Here is a 24,180-nt window from a genome sequence, read left to right as displayed (position 1 = left end):
AGCGTGCGCCTCGACCGTCGGAGGTGCGACAAAGAATGCGACGAAGCAGCATGAAACACTCAGAAAGGCCGTTCTGACGGCTCCTGGCATGCGCAGATCGTAGTCGTTCGACCCTCGGACGGTGACGCTCGTGAGACAGGCCTGGGTTCGGAGGCGGTTGGATCGCTATGCTGGCCGGAGCGCTTGCAGGGTCGCACCCCTCGGATTGCCGTGGCCGTATAGGTTAAGTTTCGCGAGCGCGGCGGTTCCGAGCCCGACAGAGGGGGTGGCCGTGAGCGAGTGGCAGCCGGCCACCGAGGCTGAGGGCGCCATGCGTGACGCCCTGCGCGCCAATGACCAGGAGCAATACTTCCGCATCCTGGCGCGGACGGACATCTTGCTGCCCATCGCGCCCGAGGGCGTGCAGAGCGGCGACTCCGGCTGGGGCACCTGGACGACCGAGGGTCGCACGCACGTGCTGGCGTTCACGTCGCCCGAGGCGCTCCGGGAGTGCCTCGCCGGGCATCCGGGCACGCATCGGCGGGTGCCGTTCCGTGACCTGTCCAGCATCTGGCCCAACGTCGAGTGGTGGCTGGCGGTCAATCCCGGCCTGCCCATCGAGGGCTACCTGCCGTCGTGGTTCGTGACCCAGATCACTCGCGGCGACGTCCGGCTGCCCGGGCGCACGCTCGGGGCCCGGGCCAGGATCGAGCAGGCGTCCGGCCCGCGGGCCAGGGCGACCGCGCAGGTGCCGGTCCGCGGCGTGCCCAACCAGCCCGCCCCGACGCCGATCGAGCGCCATCGCATGAAGGCCGCCGAGTCGTCGTCGCCCGCACCGACCTCCGCGCCGCCCGGTTCCGGGCCCGGGGCTGCTGGAGCCGGCGGCGCCCGGTCCGGGATTCCTGGCGCCGGCGCCGGTGCTCCGGGGGCCGGTGGGTTCGCGGGCGCGGGGCAGTCGGGGCTCGCCGGGCGGTCGCCTGCCGGGCCGCCGCCGAAGCGGGACGTGCCGCCGCCTGACGTGGCGCCGCCTGGGGCGTTCCTGCCGACGCGGGCCGATCGGCCGATCAACTACGAGCGCACGACGGGGGCCGCGGGCTATGAGCGGCCCGCCGACTTCCGCCGTCCCCGGCCGCCGGTGGCGCCCGCCGCCGCTCCGCCGCCGGTGCCGCCGCCGACGGGCCGGTCCGGGCTCTTCGACGAGTCGGACCGTTCGTCGCTGGACGTGCCGGGCGAACGCGAGCTTTTCGGCGACCTGCAGTCCGAGGCGCCCAGCCGCGCGCCGGGCTGGTCGCCTGGTGCCGACACCCGCCCGGCAGCGCAGTCCAAGTCGTCCGGCCTGCCGATGCGCCCGACGTCGCCCGCTCCCGGGTCCGCCGGCTCGTCTGGTCTGCCGGCGCGGCCCGGCGCCGGTGAGGCCGGTTCGCAGGGTTTTGCGGGGCGTTCGGGTGCCGAGGCTGGTCCCGGTGGCCTGCCGATGCGGCCGACGTCTCCTGCTCCTGGGTCTGCCGGCTCGTCCGGCCTGCCGATGCGGCCCGGCGCCGGTGAGGCCGGGCCCGGTGGCCTGCCGATGCGGCCGACGTCGCCCGCCCCTGGATCTGCCGGCTCGTCTGGTCTGCCGATGCGTCCTGGCGCCGGTGAGGCCGGTTCGCCGGGCTTCGCGGCGCGTGGCGAGGCCGGGCCTGGTGGCCTGCCGATGCGGCCCGGCGCGGAGCCTGGTGCTTCCGGGCTGCCCACGCGGCCCGGTGGCGAGTCCGGCCTGCCGACGCGGCCTGGTGGTGAGTCAGGGCTGCCGATGCGGCCGACGTCGCCGGCGGGGGGCTTGCCGTCGCGGCCGTCCACGGCGCTGAGTGGTGGCTCGGCGTCCGCTCCCGGGCGGCCGCAGTCCGGTGGCCTGCCCTCGCGCGGTGCTGACGGTCCTGGGCAGGACGACCGTGAGGGCGATCCGCGCCGGTACTGGCCACGCCGCGAACCCGCACGCAGCCTCGGCGAGATCTTCACCGAACACGCCGACCCGGTGATCCCGGCGGCGTGGCAGCCGCCCCCGGACCTGCCGCTGTCGACCGCTCCGCCGCTGCCGACCCGCCAGCCGGGTGGGCGTGGCGAGGCCGACGTGCCGGCCGCGTTCCGGTCTGGCGAGGGCGGCGCGCTGCCGTCCCGGCCGACCCCCGGTGGCGGCTCGCTGCCGTCGCGACCCGGTGCCGGGGAAGGCCCTCAGCCCGGCGGTCCGGGCGCTGTCCCGCAGCGGCCCGCTGGTCAGGGCGCGCTGGACGGGTTGCCGGTGCGTCCCGGGCTGGTCGACCCTGGCGCGTTCCGGCCCGGCGAGGGCGCACCGCGTGAGGGCGGGTTCCCGCAGCCTGCGCCGGGTGGGTTCCTGGGCGGGCGGGACAGGGGCGAGGAGCCCCGCCCGGGTCAGAGCGAGAGCGGGCCGCAGGAGCAGGGCGGTTTCCTGTCCGCACCCGCGGGGTCCCGCGCCGAGGAGCCGCGCCGGCCGCAGGCGGAGCCGCCGTTGCCGTTCGACCGGCCGGTGTTCGACCGGCCAGGGTTCAGCCGGCTGGACATCGAGGCGCCCGAGGTCGATGAGGCGCCCGCGCCCGCCGACGAATCTGCCGCGCCGGTGGACGAGCCGAGTTCGCTCTTCGGGCCGGTGAAGGGGCGAGCCAAGGCCGCCGGGTTCGGGCGGATCTCGGACCTGGACGATCACCCGTTCTTCGCCGATTCCGAGCCTTCCGGGTTCGATGCGCCGGGCCGCTCGTCCGGGCTGTCCGACCGCGCGCCGCACGAGCAGGTGCCGTGGGGCCCGGACGCGTTCGAGCAGAGCAACCGCGACCAGATGGCCCGGGAGATCGCCGCCCAGCAGGCAGCGCGCGAACAGGCAGCGCGCGAACAGGCCGCCCAAGAGGCCCGCGAGCAGGAAGCCCGCGAACAGGAAGCCCGCGAACAGGAAGCCCGGGAGCGGGCCGCTCAGGAGGCACGCGAGCAAGAAGCCCGGGAGCAGGAAGCCCGTGAGTGGGCCGCCCGCGAGCTGGCCGAACAGGAAGCCCGGGAGCAGGAAGCCCGGGAGCAGGAAGCCCGGGAGCGGGCCGAGCAGGAGCGGGCCACGCAGGAGGCCGCCCGGGAGCTGGTGGCCCAGCAGGCCCGCGACCTCGAAGCGCAGGAAGCGGCCCGTGCGCAGGCAGAGCGGGACGCCGAGGCGGCGGCCGCCCAGAGCGCGTTCGAGCCGTGGCGGCCGTCCGACGAGGCGACAGGCCTCGACCTGGCGGCCGAGCTGCGGGCGATCGAGGAGCGCGCCGCCCAGGCCAGGGCGGCCGAGGAGCAGGCCGCCCGCGAGCTGGCCGAGCAACTGCGGGCGATCGAGGAGCGCGTGGCCCGGTCCAGCGCCGTCGAGGACGCCCGCCGCCGCGCCGAGGAGGCCAGCGGCCGAGCCACGGCAACGTCTGAGACGGGCAGCGGCGCCGCGTTCAGCCACGCCGACGCCGACCACGCGGTAGGCGGTGCCGGGCAGAGCTGGACCGGCGCGCACGACGCCCCCCGAGGCGACAGCGAATCGACCCAGGCGATCGGCCGGACCGCTGAAGACACCCCGATCTCGTTCTTCGCCGCCGGCGCGGCCGCCGGTACATCAGCCGAAAACGCAACGGGAGCGGCGCCCTCGCACGAGGTGAGGTCCTTCTTCGAGTCGGTCTACGAGCCCGAGGTCGTCGACGAGCCGCCGGTGCGGCTGCACGCCGAGGTCGTCGACGCGGAGGTCGTCACCCCGCCCGCGACGGTGCCGGTGAAGTCGGCCGCGGCGCAGGCGCGGGACTTCCGGCCGGCCAACACGGTCGAGCAGGACCTGTTCGAGGCGGTGCAGGCCAACAGCACCGACCGGTTCCTGTCGACGCTGCTGCTGGCCAAGGTCCTGGTGCCGGAGTGGACCGGTGAGGGGCTGATCGATCCGGCGTCGTGGCGGACCGAGCACATGAACGGCCTGCCGCACCTGGTCGTGTTCACGTCCGCGGAGCGGATGGCGGACCGCCTCGGCGCGGACACGCAGGGCAGCTGGATCAAGTTCACGCGGCTGATCCGCAACTGGCCGCCGGGAGACCAGCTGGCGTTCGCGGTCAACCCGGACTCGCCGACCGGGGCGGTGCTGCCGGGCACGGAGGTCGTGCAGCTCGCGACGTGGGCCGCCGAGCTGGGCCTGGGCGTCGACGAGCCGGAGCCGGTGCAGCCCACGGCGGCCGCGAGCCCCGTGCAGCAGCCGAGGCCGGCGTTCGAGCCGCCGGCGGCCAGCGGGCCGCTGCTGATGCAGAAGCCGATCTCGCCCGAGCAGCTGTCGTACTACCTGGAGCGCGGCTACGACCGGGTGTCAGGCTTCGTGCACCGCGCCGGCGAGGTGGCGCATCTGCAGACGCCGGAGCAGCTGTATCAGGCGCTGGGTCTGGGGTACGCGGGCTCGTCGTTCAAGCCGGACGCCGAGGAGGCGTACGTGCTGCGCTGGAAGGCGTACCGTGGCGACCTGTACCGGATCCCTTACGGCGGGCCGCACGAGGCGGGGATGCGGGCGATGGAGGGCTGGGTCATCGAGCGCCCGCCGTTCCGGGGCAACGGGTTCGCGCCGAGCGAGACCAGCGACGTGATCGCCGAGTTCAAGGTCGACAGCGCCCGGCTGCCGCACCAGGCGGAGCTGTGGCGGCTGCGGCGCGACGGCAGGCAGGAGCTGATCGCCCGCCTCGACGCCGACGGGCCGGCGTGGCGGAAAGGCCAGGAGCTGTGATCCGGGACGGTTACGCGGCCCGCTGGCAGGGCGCGGAGTACGAGGCCAGCCCGGACGGCGACAACGTCCGCCTGTACCGGCCGGATCCGAGCGACGGCTTCGAGGAGGTGCGGCCCGGCCGGTTCCGGCGGGTGGTGCCGCTCGGCGAGGTCGACTTCGCGTACGTCCGCACGACGTGCTTCTGGCGCGACGAGCCGTTCATCGTGCTCGGCGAGCACGACGGATGGCTGCGCGTCGAATACACCGGCGGCAAGGCGACCGTGGCCGCCGAGCTCGGCCTGGAGGAGTTCGACTACGGCGTGTACCAGGGCTGGGCCCCCCGCGCCGACGTCAGCGAATTACGGGAATATCGGGTCTAGCCCGTTTTGATCCACCGCAGGATCTCCCCGGTCACGAGCTCCGGCTGCTCCAGATGCGGGAAATGCCCGACATCGGGGATCAGTCGCCACTCGTACTCGGCCTGCGCGTAACGGCCCGAGCCCTGCGCGGTCCGTGGCAGCACCGCCGTGTCCAGCGCGCCGTGCAACTGGAGCACGGGCGCGGTGATCGGCGTCTGGAGCTGCTTGACGAAGCGGTACCCCTGCAACCGCAACGCCGACCGCGCCGCCCACCGGTAGGTCTCCAGGGCGCAGAACGCCGCCTGCGGGATGCGCATCGCCTGCCGGCAGCAATGCTCGTAGTCGCGGTACTCGTCGGTGCCGACCCACGCCGGCCCGCCCCACATCGCCAGGTACTCGCCGACCAACGCGGCGTTGTCGCGGGTCAGCACGTGCTCGAAGCGCGGCAGCTGAAACTTCAGCACCGGCCGCGCGGCGGCGAGCTGGCCGCGGGGGTCGGTCGCGAGCGCCGCCCGCAGCCGCAGCGGGTGCGCCGCGCCGAGCACGACCAGGCGCCGGACCAGCTTCGGGTGGAACGCCGCCGTCGCCCAGCCGATCATGCCGCCGTACCCGGCGCCGACGAGGTGCGCGGTCCGCTCGCCGAGCGCGCGGATCAGCCCGGCGACGTCACCCGCCATCGTGTACCCGTCGTAACCGCGCGGTGGCTTGTCGCTCGCACCGTAGCCGCGCAGATCGACGGCCACCGCCCGGAAGCCGGCGTCGGCGACCGCGCTGAGCTGGTGGTGCCACGCGTACCAGAACTCGGGGAAGCCGTGCAGGAACAGCACGAGCGGACCGGTGCCGGCCTCCACGACGTGGAACCTCGTGCCGTTGGCGCTGACGAAGCGGTGCGACCACGGCCCGTCGAGCATGACGCACGTGTCGTCTACCGCGGGGTTCATGTAGCTCAGCGTAGGGCCCCGGAGCCCGGATCTCTGCCAGGCGACCGGGTGTGATCCGCCGCTCCGGGGAACGCCGAGGGTTCTCGGCAGGGGTGGGTCACGCTTAGCGTGCAGCGCATGAGCCTGCCGTTGCCGCTGATCGAAGTCTCGGGCACGCCCGGTGAGTGTGGCGTCGCTTACGGTGCTGCCGCCCGTTCGATGATCGCGGCGAACACCGCGAACTACATCGAGCGGTTCGCGGCGACGGGGCTCGACCGCCCGGCCGTCCGGCGTGCCGGCAGCCTGTTCCGCGCCGCGTCCCGGCAGCACGCCCCCCGCGTGGCGGAGATGCTCGACGGCGTCGCCGAGGGCGCCGGTGTACCGGTGGAGGAGATCTACGCCCTCAACGCGCGCACGGAGCTGCTGTACGGCAACACGGAATGCACCTCGATCGGCGTGCTGGACGCGCGGACGGCCTCCGGTCACACCCTCCTGGCGCAGAACTGGGACTGGCACCCGGCGCAGCGCCCGTACACGCTGCTGCTGGCGACCCGGGACGAGCGCGGATCGACGGTGCTCACGCTGACCGAGGCCGGCATGCTGGCCAAGACGGGGTTCAACGACGCCGGCCTGGGCGTGTGCGTCAACATGCTCACCAGCGACCGCGACGGCCGGCCCGGCGGTGTGCCCTATCACGTCCTGCTCCGGGCCGTGCTGGAGGAGGACGTGCTCGGCTCGGCGCTGCGGGTGGCGTGCGCCACGCCGCGCAGCGCGAGCATCAACCTGCTGCTCGGTCAGGCGTTCGCCGCGGGTGTACCGGGGGAGCTGATCGATCTGGAGGTCGCTCCCGGTGACGTCGGCGTGCTGCATCCGGTCGACGGCGTGATCACCCACGCCAACCACTTCGAGGCGCTGCCGACGGTGCACGACACCTTCCGCGACTTCGGCGGCTCGTCGTTCTTCCGCGGCGCCCGGGCGCGCCGCCTGCTCGGAACGCTCCCCGTGGATGAGAAGCACCTCCAGTCGGTGCTCGCGGACCACGGCGGCCACCCGCAGGCGATCTGCCGGCACGACGTGAACGCGCCGACGGAAGAGGACCGCTCCGAGTCGCTGTACGCCGTGATCCTCGACCTCGACGAGCGCCGGATGTCCATCGCCGCCGGCCCGTCGTGTCAGGCAGACACGTATCGCGAGGTCCGACTAACCGGACTTTTCACCTGACCGCTACGGTTCAGCACCACCTTAAATGTACCTGTGCTGACGGGGGTGGCCGGCGGCCTCAGCGGCGCCCTCCGGAGACCTGTTTTCGCAGCTCAGCACGGTTAAGGTCGGCGATTGATCGGTGATCTTCGTTGTAGGCGGCCACGTGGCTCCTTAAGTCCTGGTCAGAGCGCTTCATACGCGGCTTGTCGGTGCTCTTGGCACCTACTACCTTCCCGATCGACGCACGTGAGCCCCCACCTCGTCGGAATCGGGATTTGTAGATGAACGAGCGAGACGTGCCGAGACGGCGCCCGGGACAGGGCCCTGACGGTAATTACGACCCGTACGCCGACTCGTACTACGAGTCCGGCTACGAGGACCAGACCGGCAGCGGCCGGCGTGGTTACGACCGCGCCATGCCCGCCGACCGCGGCGGCTCGGGCCCGCACTTCTACGACCCCAGCACCGCCGCCCGCAACTACGGCGCGGGCCTGCCCGACATCGACGATGAGGACTTCGACGACGAGCAGCCGTCGAACTGGCGCCGCCGCACGGCGATGATCGCCATCGGCGGTGGCGCGGCCGCCCTCATCGGTGGTGGCGCCTACGCCGTCACGCAGTTCTTCGGCGAGGGCACCCAGCCCTCCAACGCCGGCGCCGAGACGCCCGTCGACACCGCCGCCCCGGCGTACGTCGACCAGAACCAGAGCCTGATGAACGGCCAGGCCGGCCTCGGCATCCGCAAGAACACGCCGACCACGGGCAACTCGTTCGGCACCCCCGCCGACGCCGCCAAGAACGCCAAGGTCACCGCGAAGACCGTGCTGCCGACCAAGGACCCGGTCCGGCACCTCGCTTCGCGGCTGACCTTCGGGCCGAACGCCAAGACGATCGCCGACATCAACAAGCTCGGTATCAACGGCTGGATCGCCAAGCAGCTGAAGCCCGAGACGATCCCGCTCACGCGCGGCGAGCAGAAGGCCGACGCCGAGCTGGTCACCTGGGCCATGTCGTACGACCAGCTGAAGGCCCAGCGCGAGGACCTGGACAAGAAGGGCATCCAGGCCGACGACCAGAACGTCCGCTACGCGATCGCCAAGCAGCTCTTCTCCGACCGCCAGCTCTTCGAGATGATGGTCGACTTCTTCGGCGACTACTTCCACGTCGCGGCCTTCCACGACGGCAACGAGCTGATCCGCGCCTCCTTCGAGCGCGACGTCATCCGTAAGCACGCGCTGGGCAACTACGTCGACATGTTCGTCGCCGGCAACAAGCACGCGGCGCTGCTGCGGTACCTCGACCAGGACGAGTCGACGAAGGACCAGATCAACGAGAACCTCGCCCGCGAGAACCTCGAGCTCTACACGGTCGGCGCCTTCAACGGCTACACCGAGACCGACGTCCGGCAGGCCGCCATGCTGCAGACCGGTCGCAGCATCCGGGACAACCAGTACGTCTACCGCCCGGAGCAGCACTACGTCGGCCCCGTGAAGATCATGGGCTTCTCGCACGCGAACGGCGACGCGGCCGGCGGTGAAGCGGTCCAGGAGGCGTACTTCCGCTACATCGCGCTGCACCCCAACACCGCGCGGTACATGGCGCAGAACCTGGCGACCCGGTTCGTCTCCGATGTGCCGCCGAAGACGCTGGTCGACGCGATGGCGAAGACGTACCTGGACAAGAAGAGCAACATCCCGGCCGTGCTCATGACGATGCTGAGCCGCACCGAGTTCTGGGAGTCCGTCGGGCAGAAGGTGCGCCGCCCGGGCGAGTACCTCACCGCGACCTACCGCGCGCTGGACATCGGCGCCGAGGCCCCGGCCGGCTTCACCTCCAACAACATGAACGTCAGCCCGATGGTCCAGGGCCTCGGCGACATCAAGCGCAAGCTGGAGGAGTACGGCCACGCCCCGATGGAGCTGCCGACCCCCAACGGCTACCCGGACGTCTACGTCGCCTGGACCTCCGCCGGCACGATGGTCAACCAGTGGAACGACGCGTACGGCGCCGTCACCGGCGGCCGCCGCCAGTTCACCTGGCAGAAGCCCGAAGCGATCATCGCCGCGCCGCCGGCGACCGCGGGCGCCTACCTCGACGCGCTGACCAAGAAGCTCATCAACGTCACGCTCGACAACGACCGTCGCCTGGCGATCCTGCACATCCTCGGCCCGGCGACGACCGCGAGCACCCCCGTCGACGCCACGTTCAACGGCGCGATCGCCTCCATCGTCCGGGCGATCTTCGCCACTCCCCACCACCACCTCCGGTAAGTCGAGGCATACCAATGGAGAAGACAGTGCGCGCACAACACCCGTCACTGCACCCTGAGTGCCCCGACCTGCTGAAGCTCGGCCCCAACCGGTTCGAGGCCGCCCTGCGCGCCGAGGCCGTCGCGGTGCAGGAGGAACAGAAGGCGACCCGCGACGAGTACCTCGAGCTCGCCCGTCAGGAAGACGAGCAGGACGACGGCAAGGGCGTCACCCGCCGCCGGTTCTTCGTCGGCGCCGCGGCCACCACGACCGCCCTCGCGACCAGCCAGTTCCTGACCACGCAGGCCTCGTTCGCGGCCACCCCCACGGGCACGCTCATCCACGTGTTCCTGTACGGCGGCGCCGACGGGCTCTCGCTCTTCGCCCCGATGAACGACGCGGTCCTGCAGCGCGTCCGCCCCAGCTTCACGCTGCCGGAGAACGGGTCCATCCCGCTGGACCGCGGGTTCGGCCTCAACCAGTCCTTCGCCCCGCTGAAGAAGTATCTGGACGCGGGCCAGCTGGCCTTCATCCCGGCCGTCAGCGACCGGCGCCTCGACCGCAGCCACTTCGCCGCGACCGACATCTGCCAGCTCGGCGGCCTCCCCGCCGAGACCGGCGGCATGGGCTGGCTGACCAACCTCGCCGACAAGCTCGGCCCGGGCACCGCCTTCCGCGCCATCGGCATCGGCTCGACCCTGCCCCGCTCCCTCGTGGGCGGCGGCGGCGCGCTCGCGCTCAACAGCGTCGGCTCCCTCAACGTGAACGGCGACGGCAAGTACAAGCAGGCCACCGTCGACGCCATCCAGAAGCTCTTCACCGGCACCAACCACCCGATCGAGGCCCCGGTGAAGGCCGGCATCGACGCCCTCACCCTCGCCTCCACGCTGGCGCAGAAGGGCTACACCCCCACCGAGGGCGTCAAGTACACCGGCGTGGGCAACGCCTTCAAGGAGCTCGCTCAGCTCATCAAGGGCGGCGCCAACGTCCGCATCGCCACGATCGGCATGGGCGGCTACGACACCCACGAGAACCAGGGCACCCGCGGCGGCTACCTGGCCGGGCGCTTCGGCGAGCTGGCCGCCGGCATGGCCGCCTTCTTCGACGACCTGGGCGACCTGGCCGCCAACATCACCGTCATGGTCTCCACCGAGTTCGGCCGCCGCGTCGCGGAGAACGGCGGCGGCACCGACCACGGCAAGGGCGGCGGCGTCATCGTCCTGTCCGGCAAGAAGCTCGCCGGCAAGCTCCTCGGCACCTGGAACGGCCTCACCACCCTCACCAACGGCGACGTCCCCGAGTACAACAACATGTTCAGCGTCTTCGGCTCAGTGGCCCAGGGCCGCTTCGGCCTGACCGACGCCGAGGTCGGGCAGATCTTCCCGCGCCAGACCTACACGCCGGTCAAGATCTACGCGTAGCTCCACCTACGCGTAAGTAGGGGCGGCCCCGGTCCCGGGGGCCGCCCCGCTGTTCTTCCGCCCCACCGCTGTCGCGGCGGGTCCCGGCGGGGATTCTCACCCGCACCCCAATGCGCCGCTGCGCGGCGCACAGCCGACGCTTGCGCGTGGCTGGAGTTGCGCATACGCGCCCATCCCGTGGTCACCCGCCGCCGCGCCCGGGGGAGAGCCACCCCTCCGCCATCCACCGGGACCATCCGCCGCGACTAGTGATCGAAGGACAATCGTGGCCGCGCGGGCGACCATCACGCGACTTGGATCATGCGTGGTGGCCGCTGGGGCGGTCGTTCTTGAGCCTGGTCCGGGTGCGATTGCGGGTCTGGGTCGAGGGGTGTTCGCGGCGTTTGGTGATCGATGGACGGTCGTGGCTGTGTGGGCGACCGCAACGCGACTTGGATCACGAATGGGGACTACGCCGCCAGGTGCATCCGCCTGAGACAGGCTCGCGCGCCATCCATTGCCCGCCAAGCTGCGGGCCGAACCGGGTCTGCTGTTGATCCAAGACGGCTGTGGTTGTCCGGGTGGGCCACTACGCGAGTGGAATCACGAGCGGCGGCCGGAAGCGCCCGAACGCATCTCCCCGACAGGCGCGCGCCACCGTCGGTCCCGGCTTGACGGAATCGGGACCGCTGCCTTCTGATCGCCGGCTACGTAGTCGTCTGGCTCGCCCGACTCCGGCTGACGACAGGCGCGCCATTCGTCGGTCCCGGCTTGGTGGAGTCGGGACCGCTGGCTTCTGGCTTCATGGTCGTCTGGCTTGGCTCGGCCGGTTCCGGCTGACAGCGGGCTCCGCGTCAGCGACCTCTGGCTCGGCTGGCTTCGGCGGATGGCTGGGCTCCGCGACGGGCCGGCGGCGGTGAGACACTGCCGGCCCGGAAGCGGAGCTGTCAGTCCTCTGGCTCGGCTGGCCTCGGCGGGATGGCTGGGCTCCGCGACGGGCCGGCAGCGGTGAGACGCCGCCGGCCCGGAGAAGCGGGCTGTCAGTCCTCGGACTTGCCCGACTGGAGGCCGGACGAGATCAGGTCCATGACGGTCGAGTCCTGCAGGGTGGTGACGTCGCCCAGGCTGCGGTTCTCGGCGACGTCGCGGAGCAGCCGGCGCATGATCTTGCCGGAGCGGGTCTTCGGGAGCTCCGGCACGAGCATGATCTGGCGGGGCTTGGCGATCGGGCCCAGGGTCTTCGCGACGTGGTTGCGCAGCTCCTGGATGAGCGCCTCGCCCGCGTCGCCCTCCGTGTCGACGCCGCCGCGCGGGATGGTGAACGCGACGATCGCCTGCCCCGTCGTCGGGTCGGTGGCGCCGACGACCGCGGCCTCCGCGACCTTCGGGTGGCTGACGAGCGCGGACTCGACCTCGGTCGTGGAGATGTTGTGACCCGAGACGAGCATGACGTCGTCGACGCGGCCGAGGAGCCACAGGTCGCCGTCGGCGTCCTTCTTGGCGCCGTCACCGGCGAAGTACATGTCCTGGAAGCGTGACCAGTACGTCTCCTTGAACCGCTCGTCGTCGCCCCAGATGGTGCGCAGCATCGACGGCCACGGCTCGCGCAGGACGAGGTAGCCGCCACCGCCGTCGGGGACGGACTGGGCCTGGTCGTCGACGACGTCGGCGGAGATGCCCGGCAGCGGCCGCATGGCGCTGCCCGGCTTGGCGGCGGTGACGCCCGGCAGCGGGGAGATCATGATGGCGCCGGTCTCGGTCTGCCACCAGGTGTCCACGATCGGGCAGCGGTCGCCGCCGATGTGCTCCCGATACCACATCCAGGCCTCGGGGTTGATCGGCTCGCCCACGGAGCCCAGCAGGCGCAGCGAGGAGAGGTCGAACCCGGCGGGGATGTCGTCGCCCCACTTCATGAACGTGCGGATTGCCGTCGGCGCCGTGTACAGAATGGTGATCTTGTACTTCTGGATGAGCTCCCAGAAGCGGCCACGGTGCGGCGTGTCGGGCGTGCCCTCGTACATGACCTGCGTGGCGCCGTTGGACAGCGGTCCGTAGACGATGTAGCTGTGCCCGGTCACCCAGCCGATGTCGGCGGTGCACCAGTACACATCGCTGTCGGGCTTGAGGTCGAACACCGCGTTGTGCGTGTAGCTCGCCTGGGTCAGGTACCCGCCGGTGGTGTGCAGGATGCCCTTCGGCTTCGCCGTGGTGCCCGACGTGTAGAGGATGAACAGCGGGTGCTCGGCGTCGAACGCCTCCGCGGTGTGCTCGGCCGAGGCGGTCTCGACGACGTCGTGCCACCACAGGTCGCGGCTGTCGTCCCAGTCGACGTCCTGGCCGGTGCGGCGCACCACGATGACCTTCTCGATGCTCGGCGACTTGGCCGCGGCCTCATCGACGATCGCCTTGAGGCCGCTGGGCTTGCCGCGGCGGAAGCCGCCGTCGGCGGTGATGACGACCTTGGCGCTGGCGTCGTTGACCCGGCCGCCGAGCGCGTCGGCCGAGAAGCCGCCGAAGACGACGCTGTGCGTCGCGCCGATGCGGGCGCAGGCGAGCATCGCGACCGCGGCCTCGGGGATCATCGGCATGTAGATCGCGACCCGGTCGCCGGCGGTGACGCCGAGGCCGGTCAGCGCGTTGGCGGCCTGGCAGACGGAGCGGTGCAGGTCGGAATACGTGATGGTGCGGGTGTCGCCGGGCTCGCCCTCCCAGTGGATGGCGACCTTGTCGCCGCGGCCGGCCTCGACGTGCCGGTCGACGCAGTTGTACGCCACATTGAGCTGGCCGCCCACGAACCACTTGGCGAACGGCGGATTGGTCCAGTCAAGGACCTGCTCCCACTCCTTGGCCCAGCTCAGCCGGTGGGCCTGCTTCTCCCAGAATGCGAGCCGGTCCTGCGTGGCCTCTGCGTAGGCACCCTCCGTCACGTTGGCGGCGGCGGCGAACTCGGCAGGCGGGGGAAACTGCCGAGTCTCGTTGAGAAGGTTTTCCAAGGTCTCGCTCATCGGTGATGGCTCCTCGATGTGGTCCAGCTCTCGCAAGCAGGCTAGTTGGGGGGTGTGACAGTTTGCGAGTGTTCTGCGCTGAGTGGCGCCTGTGAAGCGCCGGGCTCTTCTGTAAGCATTGTTACCAGTAGAGGCACGATACCGTTTGCCCGTGCAAGATGACCCACTCGCTCCGCTGTTGGATCTGGCCGATGTCCGGCCGGCGTTCGACGCCGCGCGCGTCGCCGTCGACGCGGCCATGCGCCATCGTGCCCTGCGCCGCTCCGGCGGGCCCGTCGCCGCCGAGGTCGCCCTGCGTTCGTCGGTCGCCAGCGCGGCGCTCGACACGCACGGCTTCGACCTCGAAGGAGTGCGGGCCGGTGTCGTGACCGACCCGGTGGTCCACGGCGCGCTGCGGGCGACCGCGGCCCTCGACGGGCTGACGGGCACCTGGTCGAAGGCGCCCCGTCAGGCACTCGCCCGGCTGCACACGCTGGTCGCCCGCGACGTCGTGCCCGAGGCGTCGCTCGGCCGGCCGGTCAAGCCGGAGGCCGCGACGCGTCTCGATGCACTGTCAGCGCTCATCACCGGCGGCACGAAGGTTCCCGTGTTGGTGTTGGCGGCTGTCGTACATGGTGAGCTTCTGGCTCTGAAGTCTTTTGACGGGCCGAACGGTGTGGTGGCGCGTGCGGCGGCGCGGCTGACCTTGATCGGCGGCGGTTTGGACCCCCGGGGCCTGCTGGCGATGGATGTGGGCCACCGTAGCCGCGAGCCCGAGTATGTCGGTGCGGCCAACGCCTTCGCGACGGGCACGCCGGATGGTCTGCGCTCCTGGCTGCGCCACTACGCGACGGCGGCCGAGCGGGCGGCCGAGGAGTTGGTCGAGATCTGCGACAGCGGCGCCTACGTACAGTGAACGGCGCCCCATCCAGAGGCGCCGTCACACACGTCCTACCGGGTTACCATGCGTGCACTTTGAGTCCGTTGTCGGCGGTCCTTGTGGAGCCGCCGCAACGCGCCTACCGCGGCTGATCGCTCGTGGGTGCCCGGTGGCCGTGCACGAGATCCGTGCAGATCCCGCTCTTCTGTTCTACGCCGCGACCTCCATGAGCGGAAGTCCTCGGCGGCAGAATGTGACGGATGGTGCTGCTGTGATCATGCCGCGGTGAGGGCCGCCTTGGTCCGGCGGTGCTTGCTGTACAGCGCGAACGCGATCGCCAGCCCGACACCGACGCCGATCGCGGCGGCCGTCACGGGCACCGCCGGCCGCTCCCGCAGCCGCCGGCTGAGCGGGATCGGGTGCCGGAATGCGAGCATCGGCCAGCCGCGCTCAATAGCGATCTTGCGAAGGCCGCGATCGGGATTGACGGCCGTCGGGTGTCCGACGAGGCTCAGCAGCCCGGCGTCGGTGACCGAGTCCGAATAGGCGAAACAAGCAGCGAGGTCGTAGTCACGCTCCGCTGCGAGCTCCTTGACCGCGACGACCTTGTTGGGTCCGGCGGCGTAGAAGTCGACGTCGCCGGTGTAGCAGCCGTCCTCGCCGATGACCATGCGGGTGGCGACGATGTCGGTGACACCGAGCTGCTCGCCGATCGGCCGCACCATCTCGTCGCCCGAGGTCGAGACCAGGACCACGTCCCGGCCGGCGGCGCGGTGCTCCTCGATGAGCAGCACGGCCTCCGCATAGATGTACGGGTTGATCAGCTCCTCGAGCGTCTCCCGCACGATCTGCCGGACCTGCTCGGCGCGCCAGCCCTTGACCAGGGCCGCGAGGTAGTCCCGCGTCTTCGCCATGGTCTGCTCGTCGGAGCCGCCGCCGACGCGGAAGAGCAGCTGCGCGTAGGCGCCTTTGATCACGTCGCGGCGGTTGATCAGCCCATCGCGATAGAACGGTCGACCGAAGGCCAAGGCGCTTGACTTGGCGATCACCGTTTTGTCCAGGTCGAAAAACGCGGCGCTACGCCCCACGGCGGGCAAGTGTAGCGTTGTCGGACATGGTGTGGGGGCCGGACGCCGCAACCCCGACTATGGATCACGCTGGGCGTGTGCTCGATCACGCAAGATTACCGGCGGGCGAAATATTGATTGGCGTTCCGGGCGTGTTGCGGGCCGGGCCTACTCGACGTATGGCGGTCCACTCAGGCATGCTTATGTTTACGACGCGGTTTCACGTCGACGCGACAACGATCTGCTATTGACTCTCAGCGGTTGCACCCCCCGTAGCCGCTGAGTGGGTTCGGCTCGACCCCCCCGGAGCCGAACCCCCGGCGACCCCCGTCACCCCCCGGCGGGGGTCGTCCCCTTTGTCACTCGACTGCCACATGGCGTTTTGCTAGGTGGACCAGCGATTGGTCGGGCTAAGGGCATTGACGCTCGATGCTTTGTTGAGCGTTCACGGTTAGGCATCTCCTGCCGTTTTGATTTTCCTCCACGGTACTGCCGGCGCAGCGCGACGCGGCATTGCACCCGATTTGTCCGTACTGCTGTAGCAGATCGACTGGTGGTGCGGGAGATATCCACAAGCGGCGGGTTATCCACAGAAACGAGCCGGCGGTCGAGCGGCCTCGGTGGGGTCGGGGCGATGGTGTGCGGAGTCCACCAGCCCGTCTAGACCGTGGAGCACGCCGTGACCCGTCACCGACCGCTGCTCGTCACCGCCGACGTCGACCTGCTCGACGACGTGCTCGCCCTCGCCGCCGGGGTCGCCCTCGACGTCGACGTCGAGCACGGACCCGAGCCGGCCAGGGCCCGATATCCCCACGCGCCGATCGTCCTGATCGGCGACGCCGCGGCGCAGGCGTGCGCCCGGGCCCACCTGCCGCGCCGGCGAGGCGTCGTGCTGCTGACCCGCGACCACGGGACGGACCGGCTGGCGGCGCTCGCCGACGCGGTCGGCGCCGAACAGATCGTCCGCTTCCCCGACGGCGCCGCATGGCTCACCGAGCGCCTCGCCACGGTGGCCCACGGGCCCGCCGTCACCGTCTCCGCCCGCGGCAGGATCCTCGCTGTCCTCGGCGGGCGCGGCGGCGCGGGTGCCAGCGTCCTCGCCGCCGCCCTGGCGATCACCGCCGGCAACGTCGGCCTGCGCTCCCTGCTCGTCGACGCCGACCCCCTCGGCGGCGGCGCCGACCTGATCCTCGGCTGGGAAAACGTCGCCGGCCTGCGCTGGCCCGCGCTCGCCGCGACGAGCGGCGCCGTCGACCCGCCGGCGCTCGTCTCGGCCCTGCCCAGCCGCGGCGACGTCGCCGTCCTGTCCTGCGACCGCGGCCAGCCCGGCGGCCTGTCGCAGGACGCGATGGCCGCCGCCCTCGACGCCGGCAGCCGCGGCCGTGACCTCGTCGTCACCGACCTGCCCCGATCGCTGGACGACGCGGCGGTCCTCGCCCTGCGCGCCGCCGACCGGGTGCTCCTCGTCGTGCCGGCCGAGCTGCGCGCCTGCGTCGCCGCCGCCAGGGTCGCCGCGACCGTCACACCACACACCGACGAGCTGCGGCTGGTCGTCCGGGGCCCCGCGCCCGGCCGACTGCGCACCAGGGACATCGCACGCTCGCTGGGCGTGCCGGTCGCCGGCACCCTGCGCGCCGAGCCCGGCCTCACGCGCCGGCTCGAGAAGGGCAGCCCACCGGCCGGCGACGGCCGTGGCCCCCTCGCCCACCTCTGCCGCCGCATCATCGGCGACCTCGGCCTGGCGACCGGAGCGGCGGCATGAGCGGGCCGCGGATCAGGACGGCAGGTCCTTGCTCAGGCGGGCGCTGGGGTGCAGCGGAGGTGACGGCATGAGCGCGCTGGTGCTCGACGAGCGCAGCAAGGCGGCGCCGGGCAGGCGGATCATGGCGGCCGGCGGAGGGGTCGTCACGAGTTCGCTCGACGAGTTCGCCGAGCGGGTCAGGCTGCGGATGACCGTCGGCAGCGTCGAGCCGACCCCGTCGGCGGTGCTGGAGGCGGTGCGCGCCGAGCCGGGCGCCGCGCTGCTCGGCGAGAGCACGCTGCGGCAGGTCGCCGACCGCCTCATCGGCGAGATGATCGGCGCGGGTGGGCTCGCCCCGCTGCTCGCCGACCCGTCCGTGACCGACGTGCTGGTCAACGGTGTGGAGGTGTGGGTCGACCGCGGCGCCGGGCTGCGGCGGGCCGGTGGGCGGTTCGGCGACGCGACCGAGGTGCGGCGGCTGGCGCAGCGGCTCGCGGCGAGCGCCGGGCGGCGGTTGGATGACGCGTCTCCGTTCGTCGACGCGCAGCTGGCCGACGGCACCCGGCTGCATGCGGTCCTGCCGCCCATCGGCCGGGAGGGGCCGTATCTGTCGCTGCGGACGTTCCGCCGGCAGACGTTCACGATCGACGAGCTCATCGCGCGCGGCACGTTCGACCCCGGCGCGGCCCGGCTGCTCGCCGCGATCGTCGCGGCGCGGATCCCGTTCCTGGTGACCGGCGGCACGGGCACCGGCAAGACCACCGTCCTGGCGGCGCTGCTGTCCCTGGCCCCGCCCACGGAGCGGCTCGTCGTCGTCGAGGACGCCGCGGAGCTGCGACTCTCACACCCGCACGTCGTGTCGATGCAGTCGCGGATGTCCAATGTGGAGGGCGCCGGCGAGGTGACCCTCCGCGACCTGGTCCGCCAGGCGCTGCGGATGCGTCCCGACCGGCTGGTCGTCGGCGAGTGCCGCGGCGCGGAGATCGTCGACCTGCTCGGCGCGCTCAACACCGGGCACGAAGGCGGAGCGGCCACCCTGCACGCCAACTCGCCGGCCGACGTGCCGGCCAGGCTCGAAGCGCTCGGGCTGCTCGGTGGCGTGCCGAGAGCGGCGCTGCACGCCCTCGCCCACGCGGCGCTGCGGGTCGTGATGCACCTGCAGCGAGCCGCCGACGGCAGCCGCCACCTCAGTGAGATCTGCCTGCTGGAGGCGCATCCGGAGCAGCGCACCACCGTCATGGCCACCGCCTGGCGGCGCGGCACCGGCAGGGCGGCCGCGGCCGACCAGCTGGAGACGTTGATCGCCGCCCGAGGCATCACACCGCCCCGCTCCTCCGGGCCCTGGCGCTACGAGAGAGGAGTGGGCTGGCAATGAACGCCATCGACCTGGCCCTCATGACCGGCGGCGGCATGACCGTCTTCTGTGGACTGTTCGTGCTCCGCCGGCGCCGGGCGCGCGCCCGGCTCGACCGCATCACCCGGCATCGCAGGACGACCATCGCCGCACGGTGGCCGAAGGTGGACCGGCTGCAGGCCGCGCTCGTCGACCGTCCCCGCACGACCATCACCGCCGGCTGCGTGGTCGCGGCCGGGATCGGGCTGCTGAGCGGTGGCCCGGTCGCCGCCGTGCTGGCGGGGGCGTATGCGGCGGTCGGGCTGATCGGTGTGCGCCGCCAGCTGGCACGCCGTGCGGCCGACCGTGCGGTTGCCGAGCTGCTCGACACGATCGAGGACGCGGTCGGAGATCTGCGCGCGGGCATCGTGCCCTTTGCCACCGCCGCGCCGTATCCGGGCGGGGCGGACGTTGAGCTGTACACCGCGCCGAGCCCGTTCCGCACGCCTGGTGCGGGCGGCCTCGGGGCAACCGTCCGCCGGATCTGGGAAGCCGCCGACAGGCAGGACGGTCAGCCCACCGGCCGCGACCGGAATGCGCAACGGCGTCGGCCCCCTGCAGGTCGGAATGCTGCCGAGGCCGCACTTGCTGCGAACCGTCGCCACACCGGTCGGGGCGCCATCACCGGCCGGGCTGCCGTTGGCGGCTGGGCTGCTGTCGATGGTCGCGCTGCTGTCGGCGGCCCGGCCGGGGCGGATGGCTGGCCCGCGGTCGGTGGCTGGGCTGCGGCTGATAGCCACGCTGCGGTTGACGGCTGGGCTGCGGCTGATAGCCATGCTGCGGTTGACGGCTGGGCTACGGCTGATGGTCGGGTTGCCGTTGGTGACTCGGCCGCGGTTGAGGGCAGCCCCGTCATCAATGGCCGGGCTGGACTTGACGGCCCACCAGCGGTTGACGGTTTGCCGGCGGTCAATGGTCGATCTGCAGTTGCCGGCCGACCTCCGGTCAGCGGGTGGGTTGTGGCTGACGGTCCGTCCACGATCCGTGGCTGGGCTGCCGTCAACGATCAGCCTGCAAACGACGGCCGGCCTGCGGTCGATGGCCGACCTGCGATGGATGGCTGGGCTGCGGTCGGTGGCCGAGCTGCGGAACGAGGCAGGTTCGCAGGCGGCTGGCAGATGACGAATGGCCAGGTTGCCGAGCATGGCGGGGTTACCGACGGCTCCCCGACGGTGGTGAACGGCTGGGCCTCGGGCGATCTCTCCGCAGCAGATGGTGGCCGGGCGGTCGGCCGGTATGGGGTCGAGAGTGGCCGGGCGACGACAGGCTGGCCCGCGGCGGGAACTGGTCAGGCCGCGAACGGCTGGCCGGCCACGAGAACCGATCGGGCCGCGGGTGGCCGGGCTGCGGGTGGCCGGACTGCGGGTGGCTGGGCTGCGGGTGGCTTGGCTGCGAATGATCTGGCTGCTGGTGGCCGCATGGCGGACGGGGGCGTGGTGTCGAGCGGTGGCCTGGTCGTCGGCGGGGTCGGGGCGGCCGGGTCGTCTGGTCGAGCGCGCGGCGGGCGGGCGCGGAGGCGTGAGGAGGCGGCGGTCGCGGTCGCGATGGCGCGGCTGGAGGCAGCGCACCGGGTCAGTGAGGCGCTCGGCACGCCGCTCGCCGATCTCCTTGACCAGGTTGAGGCCGACCTGCGGGCGGGGCAGGCCCTCCGGCTCAACCTTGCGGCGCAGACGTCCGGGGCGCAGACCACCACGACGCTGCTGGTCGGGTTGCCGGTGGCGGGGCTGTGGCTCGGCGCGAGCATCGGGGTCGACCCCGTCGGGCAGCTGCTGCACACGCCGCTCGGTGCGGCGTGCGCGATCGTCGCGGTCGCGTTGCAGTGCGCCGGGATGTTGTGGACCGGGCGGATGGTCGGGTCCGTCGTCGCGGAGGTGCGGTGATGGGCCGGGGGCGACGGTGGCTGTACGCGATCGGTTGTGGCCTGGCCGCCGGGCTGCTGCTGGGCGGGTTCGTGGGTGTCGTGGCCGGCGTCGTGTCGGCGGTCGCGGCGGAGCGGATGCTGCGGCGGGTCGAGTCACCGCACGTGCGGCGGGAGCGGGCGATGGCCCGGGGTGATCTGCCGTTCGCGACGGATCTGCTCGCCGCCGCGTTGAGGACCGGCGCGCCACCCGATCGTGCGGCGATCGTGGTCGGGGAGGCGGTCGGCGGGCCGGTCGGGGCCAGGTTGACGCTCGTCGGACGGGCACTGCGGCTCGGTGCGACGCCGCGGGATGCCTGGGCGCACCTGGCCGATCTGCCCGGCGGGCGGCGGCTTTCCCGGGTCGCCGCCCGCAGCGCCGACCGGGGCACGGCGCTGACGCAGGCGCTGGAGCGGCAGGCGGCGGACCTGCGGGTGGCGAAGGCCGCGGCCGGCGAGGCGTCGGCGCGCCGGGTCGGCGTGCTGGTGGTGCTGCCGCTCGGGGTGTGTTTCCTGCCCGCGTTCGTGCTGATCGGGGTCGTGCCGGTGGTCGCCGCCATCATCCGCGACGTGGTAAGCGCCCTGTGATTCGTATTTCATTTCATCGATCAGTTTGGTTCAGCGTCATCGTGAAGGAGCACCAGTGCACAACCTCCGCGCCCGTCTTCGTGCCTTCCGCCGGGAAGACCGTGGGTCGCACAGCATCGAATACGTCCTGGTCATCGGCGTCGGGGTGGCGCTCGCCGCGGTGCTGCTGAGGGTGGTCGTGTCGGATTCGACGTACGACGCCATGTTCCGCCTGATCGGCGGTGCGCTGGCATGAGAGACGACCGGGATCGTGGCGCCTGCCGTGGGGGTCCGTGGCGCCGGCGGAGATGGACGCTCCGCAACGGCCGGGCCGACGACCGCGGATCGGCGACGGTCGAGTTCGCCGTGACACTTCCTGGAGTCGTCGTCCTGCTGCTGATCTTCGTCGCCGGGTGGAGCGCCTTCGCGGCCAAGGTGCGCCTCACCGACGCGGCGGGGCTGGCGGCACGGGCGGCGGCCCGCGGCGAGCCGGGGGCGTCCCGCGGCGCCATGCCGGCGGGCGCCACGATCTCGGTCCAGCGCGACGGCGACCTCGTCCGCGTGACGGTGCGCCAGCGGGTCGGCCTCGGCCCGCTGCCGTCGATCACGTTGCAGGAGGAGGCCGCCGCCCTGATCGAACCCGGAGCGGAGTCCTCATGACCGGGCGGCGACAGGCGGCCGGGGCTCGGGATCGCGGGTCGATCTCGCTGCTCATGGTGGTGCTCGGGGTCGCGTTCGTCGGGGCGCTGCTCGCCGGGATCGGCCTGGGCGGGGCCAAGGTCGCGCGGCACCGGGCGCAGAACGCGGCCGACGCGGGTGCGCTGGCCGGGGCGGTGTGGGCGATCGACGGTCCGGAGGTGGCCTGCGCGGTCGCCGGCCGGGCGGTCACGGCCAATGACGCGAGGCTGGTCAGCTGCGCGGTCGACTGGTTCGAGGTGCGGGTGACCGTCGAGGTCCGCCTGGGCGACGGGATGGCCGGCGGCAAGGCGAGCGCCCGCGCGGGGCCGGTGTGGGCCACCGGCACCGGCGACGCTGACGACGACAGATGACTACAGCGACGCGAGGACGAGCGAGAGGACCTGGACCGCATCGTGCTTGTTGAGAGGGTTGTTGCCGTTGCCGCACTTGGGGGACTGCACGCACGAGGGGCAGCCCTGCTCGCAGCGGCACTCGGCGACGACGGCACGGGTGGCGCCGAGCCAGTCGGTGGCCACGTCGAACGCGCGCTCCGCGAAGCCGGCGCCGCCGGGATGCCCGTCGTAGACGAAGACGGTCGGCAGGCCGGTGTCGGCGTGCAGCGCGGTCGACAGGCCACCGATGTCCCAGCGGTCGCAGGTCGCGACGAGCGGCAGCAGGCCGATCGACGCGTGCTCGGCGGCGTGCAGGGCGCCGGGCCAGTCGACCTCCGCGATGCCGGCCTCGTCGAGCGCCTCGGGGGACACGGTCCACCAGACGGCGACGGTCTTCAGGATGCGTTCGGGGAGGTCGAGCTGGCAGGTGTCGATGACCTCGCCGCTGGTGATGCGGCGGCGCTGGTAGCTGACGACCTGGGAGGTCACCTCGACCTCCCCGAGCGAGAGCGTGACCGGGCCCGTCGTGCGGGTCTGGCGGACCGACAGGACGGTGAGGGAGGTGACGTCGCGGGGATGGGTGCTCCAGTCGGGCTCCTCGGCGTGCACGAGCGCGACGGAGTCGGCCAGGTCGAGCTTGTCCACGACGTACGAGACGCCCTGGTGCAGGTGGACCGCCCCGGTGTGGACCTGATGGTGTGCGGAGCCGGTGTCGACCGTGCCGAGCAGGCGGCCGGTGGCCTCCTCCACGACGGCGATCGGCCCGCCGCCCGCCCCGCGGAGGTCGACGTCCGGGCGGTGGCGCTCCGTCCAGTACCAGCCGCTGGGTCGCTTCCGCAAGATCCCCGCGGCGACCAGGGCGTCGAGCGTGGCCTCGGCGGTCGGCCCGAAGAGCGGCAGGTCCGCCGGGGTGAGCGGCAGTTCGGTGGCGGCACAGCACAGTTGCGGCGCGAGGACGTGCGGGTTGCCGGGGTCGAGGACCGTCGCCTCGACCGGCTTGCCGAACAGGGCCTCCGGGTGGTGCACGAGGTATGTGTCGAGCGGGTCGTCCCGGGCGACCAGCACGCACAGTGCGTCGCGGCCCGCCCGGCCGGCGCGGCCCGCCTGCTGCCAGAGGGAGGCGAGGGTGCCTGGATAGCCTGAGATGAGGACCGCGTCGAGCCCGACGAGGTCGACGCCGAGCTCCAGGGCGTTGGTGGACGCGAGGCCGAGCAGGGTGCCGTCCATGAGGTCGCGTTCGAGGGCGCGGCGCTCTTCGCGGAGGTAGCCGGCGCGGTAGGCGGCGACCCGGTCGCCGAGGCCCGGCACGGCCTGGTCGAGCGAGCGCCTTGCCATGCTCGCCACCACCTCGGCGCCCTTGCGGGACCGGACGAAGGCGAGTGTCCGTACGCCGGCGATGACCGCCTCGGTGAGCAGGTCGGCGGTCTCCCGCAGCGCCGACCGTCGCACCGGCTCCGCGTCTCGCCCCGCGCCTGTGAGGTCACGCGCCGCCCCGCCACCGCCGCCCGCTGCGGTTGCGACGCCGCCGCCCGTGGGTATTGACCTGCGCGCGATTGCGGGGGCGCCGGCGGTGGTGGAGCTGTGAGCTGCGGTTGGGTTGGCCGCGGTCGTGGAGCTGCGGGTGGTTGCGGGGGCGCCGGTGGTGGTGGAGCTGTGAGCTGCGGTTGGGTTGGCCGCGGTCGTGGAGCTGCGGGTGGTTGCGGGGGCGCCGGTGGTGGTGGAGCTGTGAGCTGCGG

The 24,180-nt window shown here is 72.4% G+C and carries 17 protein-coding genes; 13 read left to right on the top strand and 4 right to left on the bottom strand.

What is annotated here, in order from left to right; genetic code table 11:
• Positions 1-271 precede the first annotated feature (271 nt).
• The gene (locus AB0I21_RS23225; protein WP_360564045.1) at positions 272-4,735 is read left to right on the top strand and encodes an SseB family protein; all 4,464 of its coding nucleotides are present in this window, start codon (positions 272-274) and stop codon (positions 4,733-4,735) included.
• Positions 4,732-5,094 (top strand): hypothetical protein, encoded by a 363-nt coding sequence (locus AB0I21_RS23220; protein ID WP_344509059.1) that lies wholly within the window; start codon positions 4,732-4,734, stop codon positions 5,092-5,094. Before AB0I21_RS23225 ends, AB0I21_RS23220 begins: the two co-directional genes overlap by 4 nt.
• On the opposite strand, the gene AB0I21_RS23215 is transcribed toward AB0I21_RS23220, so the two are convergent.
• Entirely contained in the window at positions 5,091-6,014 is a 924-nt protein-coding gene (locus AB0I21_RS23215) for an alpha/beta hydrolase (protein ID WP_360564043.1), read from the bottom strand. The genes AB0I21_RS23220 and AB0I21_RS23215 overlap by 4 nt on opposite strands.
• Before the next feature lie 117 nt (positions 6,015-6,131).
• Here AB0I21_RS23215 and AB0I21_RS23210 point away from each other — a divergent pair, with 117 nt between their 5' ends.
• The 3 genes from AB0I21_RS23210 to AB0I21_RS23200 all read left to right on the top strand — a co-directional run bounded on the left by AB0I21_RS23210 (position 6,132) and on the right by AB0I21_RS23200 (position 10,866).
• A complete protein-coding gene (locus tag AB0I21_RS23210) occupies positions 6,132-7,214 on the top strand; it encodes a C45 family peptidase (protein WP_360564042.1) in 1,083 nt (360 codons plus the stop codon).
• A 278-nt stretch (positions 7,215-7,492) separates the two neighbouring features.
• On the top strand, positions 7,493-9,466 hold the full coding sequence (locus tag AB0I21_RS23205) for a DUF1800 domain-containing protein (RefSeq protein WP_360564040.1): 1,974 nt from the start codon (positions 7,493-7,495) through the stop codon (positions 9,464-9,466).
• A 26-nt stretch (positions 9,467-9,492) separates the two neighbouring features.
• A complete protein-coding gene (locus AB0I21_RS23200) occupies positions 9,493-10,866 on the top strand; it encodes a DUF1501 domain-containing protein (RefSeq protein ID WP_360564038.1) in 1,374 nt (457 codons plus the stop codon).
• Between the two features lie 1,019 nt (positions 10,867-11,885).
• On the opposite strand, the gene acs is transcribed toward AB0I21_RS23200, so the two are convergent.
• Entirely contained in the window at positions 11,886-13,850 is a 1,965-nt protein-coding gene (gene acs / locus AB0I21_RS23195) for an acetate--CoA ligase (protein ID WP_360564036.1), read from the bottom strand.
• 151 nt (positions 13,851-14,001) lie between these two features.
• On the opposite strand from acs, the gene AB0I21_RS23190 reads away from it, so the two are divergent.
• Positions 14,002-14,745 carry an oxidoreductase gene (locus AB0I21_RS23190; RefSeq protein WP_344509069.1) on the top strand — a complete coding sequence of 248 codons (744 nt, stop codon included), beginning with the start codon at positions 14,002-14,004 and terminating at the stop codon, positions 14,743-14,745.
• 239 nt (positions 14,746-14,984) lie between these two features.
• Here the strand turns inward: AB0I21_RS23190 and AB0I21_RS23185 are convergent, their stop codons facing one another.
• Complete coding sequence (locus tag AB0I21_RS23185; protein ID WP_360564034.1) at positions 14,985-15,797, bottom strand: HAD-IB family hydrolase; 813 nt, start codon at positions 15,795-15,797, stop codon at positions 14,985-14,987.
• A gap of 658 nt (positions 15,798-16,455) precedes the next feature.
• Here AB0I21_RS23185 and ssd point away from each other — a divergent pair.
• The 7 genes from ssd to AB0I21_RS23150 all read left to right on the top strand — a co-directional run bounded on the left by ssd (position 16,456) and on the right by AB0I21_RS23150 (position 22,423).
• Positions 16,456-17,538: a septum site-determining protein Ssd gene (gene ssd / locus AB0I21_RS23180; RefSeq protein WP_354889432.1), complete on the top strand. Its 1,083-nt coding sequence runs from the start codon at positions 16,456-16,458 to the stop codon at positions 17,536-17,538.
• Between the two features lie 121 nt (positions 17,539-17,659).
• Complete coding sequence (locus AB0I21_RS23175; protein WP_360564088.1) at positions 17,660-18,892, top strand: TadA family conjugal transfer-associated ATPase; 1,233 nt, start codon at positions 17,660-17,662, stop codon at positions 18,890-18,892.
• Positions 18,889-20,790, top strand: a complete 1,902-nt coding sequence (locus AB0I21_RS23170) for a hypothetical protein (RefSeq protein ID WP_360564031.1) — start codon at positions 18,889-18,891, stop codon at positions 20,788-20,790. Before AB0I21_RS23175 ends, AB0I21_RS23170 begins: the two co-directional genes overlap by 4 nt.
• Positions 20,790-21,395 (top strand): type II secretion system F family protein, encoded by a 606-nt coding sequence (locus AB0I21_RS23165; protein WP_360564029.1) that lies wholly within the window; start codon positions 20,790-20,792, stop codon positions 21,393-21,395. Before AB0I21_RS23170 ends, AB0I21_RS23165 begins: the two co-directional genes overlap by 1 nt.
• A gap of 55 nt (positions 21,396-21,450) precedes the next feature.
• A complete protein-coding gene (locus tag AB0I21_RS23160) occupies positions 21,451-21,630 on the top strand; it encodes a DUF4244 domain-containing protein (protein ID WP_344509081.1) in 180 nt (59 codons plus the stop codon).
• 110 nt (positions 21,631-21,740) lie between these two features.
• A complete protein-coding gene (locus tag AB0I21_RS23155; protein WP_360564027.1) occupies positions 21,741-22,034 on the top strand; it encodes a TadE family type IV pilus minor pilin in 294 nt (97 codons plus the stop codon).
• Complete coding sequence (locus tag AB0I21_RS23150; protein ID WP_360564025.1) at positions 22,031-22,423, top strand: Rv3654c family TadE-like protein; 393 nt, start codon at positions 22,031-22,033, stop codon at positions 22,421-22,423. Before AB0I21_RS23155 ends, AB0I21_RS23150 begins: the two co-directional genes overlap by 4 nt.
• Here the strand turns inward: AB0I21_RS23150 and AB0I21_RS23145 are convergent.
• Positions 22,424-24,180: Zn-binding domain-containing protein (locus AB0I21_RS23145; RefSeq protein WP_360564023.1), on the bottom strand; the 1,757-nt coding region annotated here is incomplete at its 5' end.

The sequence above is a fragment of the Dactylosporangium sp. NPDC050588 genome (genome assembly GCF_040654975.1).
In the GTDB taxonomy this organism is placed as follows: Bacteria; Actinomycetota; Actinomycetes; order Mycobacteriales; family Micromonosporaceae; genus Dactylosporangium; species Dactylosporangium maewongense.
This window is presented reverse-complemented; position numbering and strand designations above follow the sequence as displayed.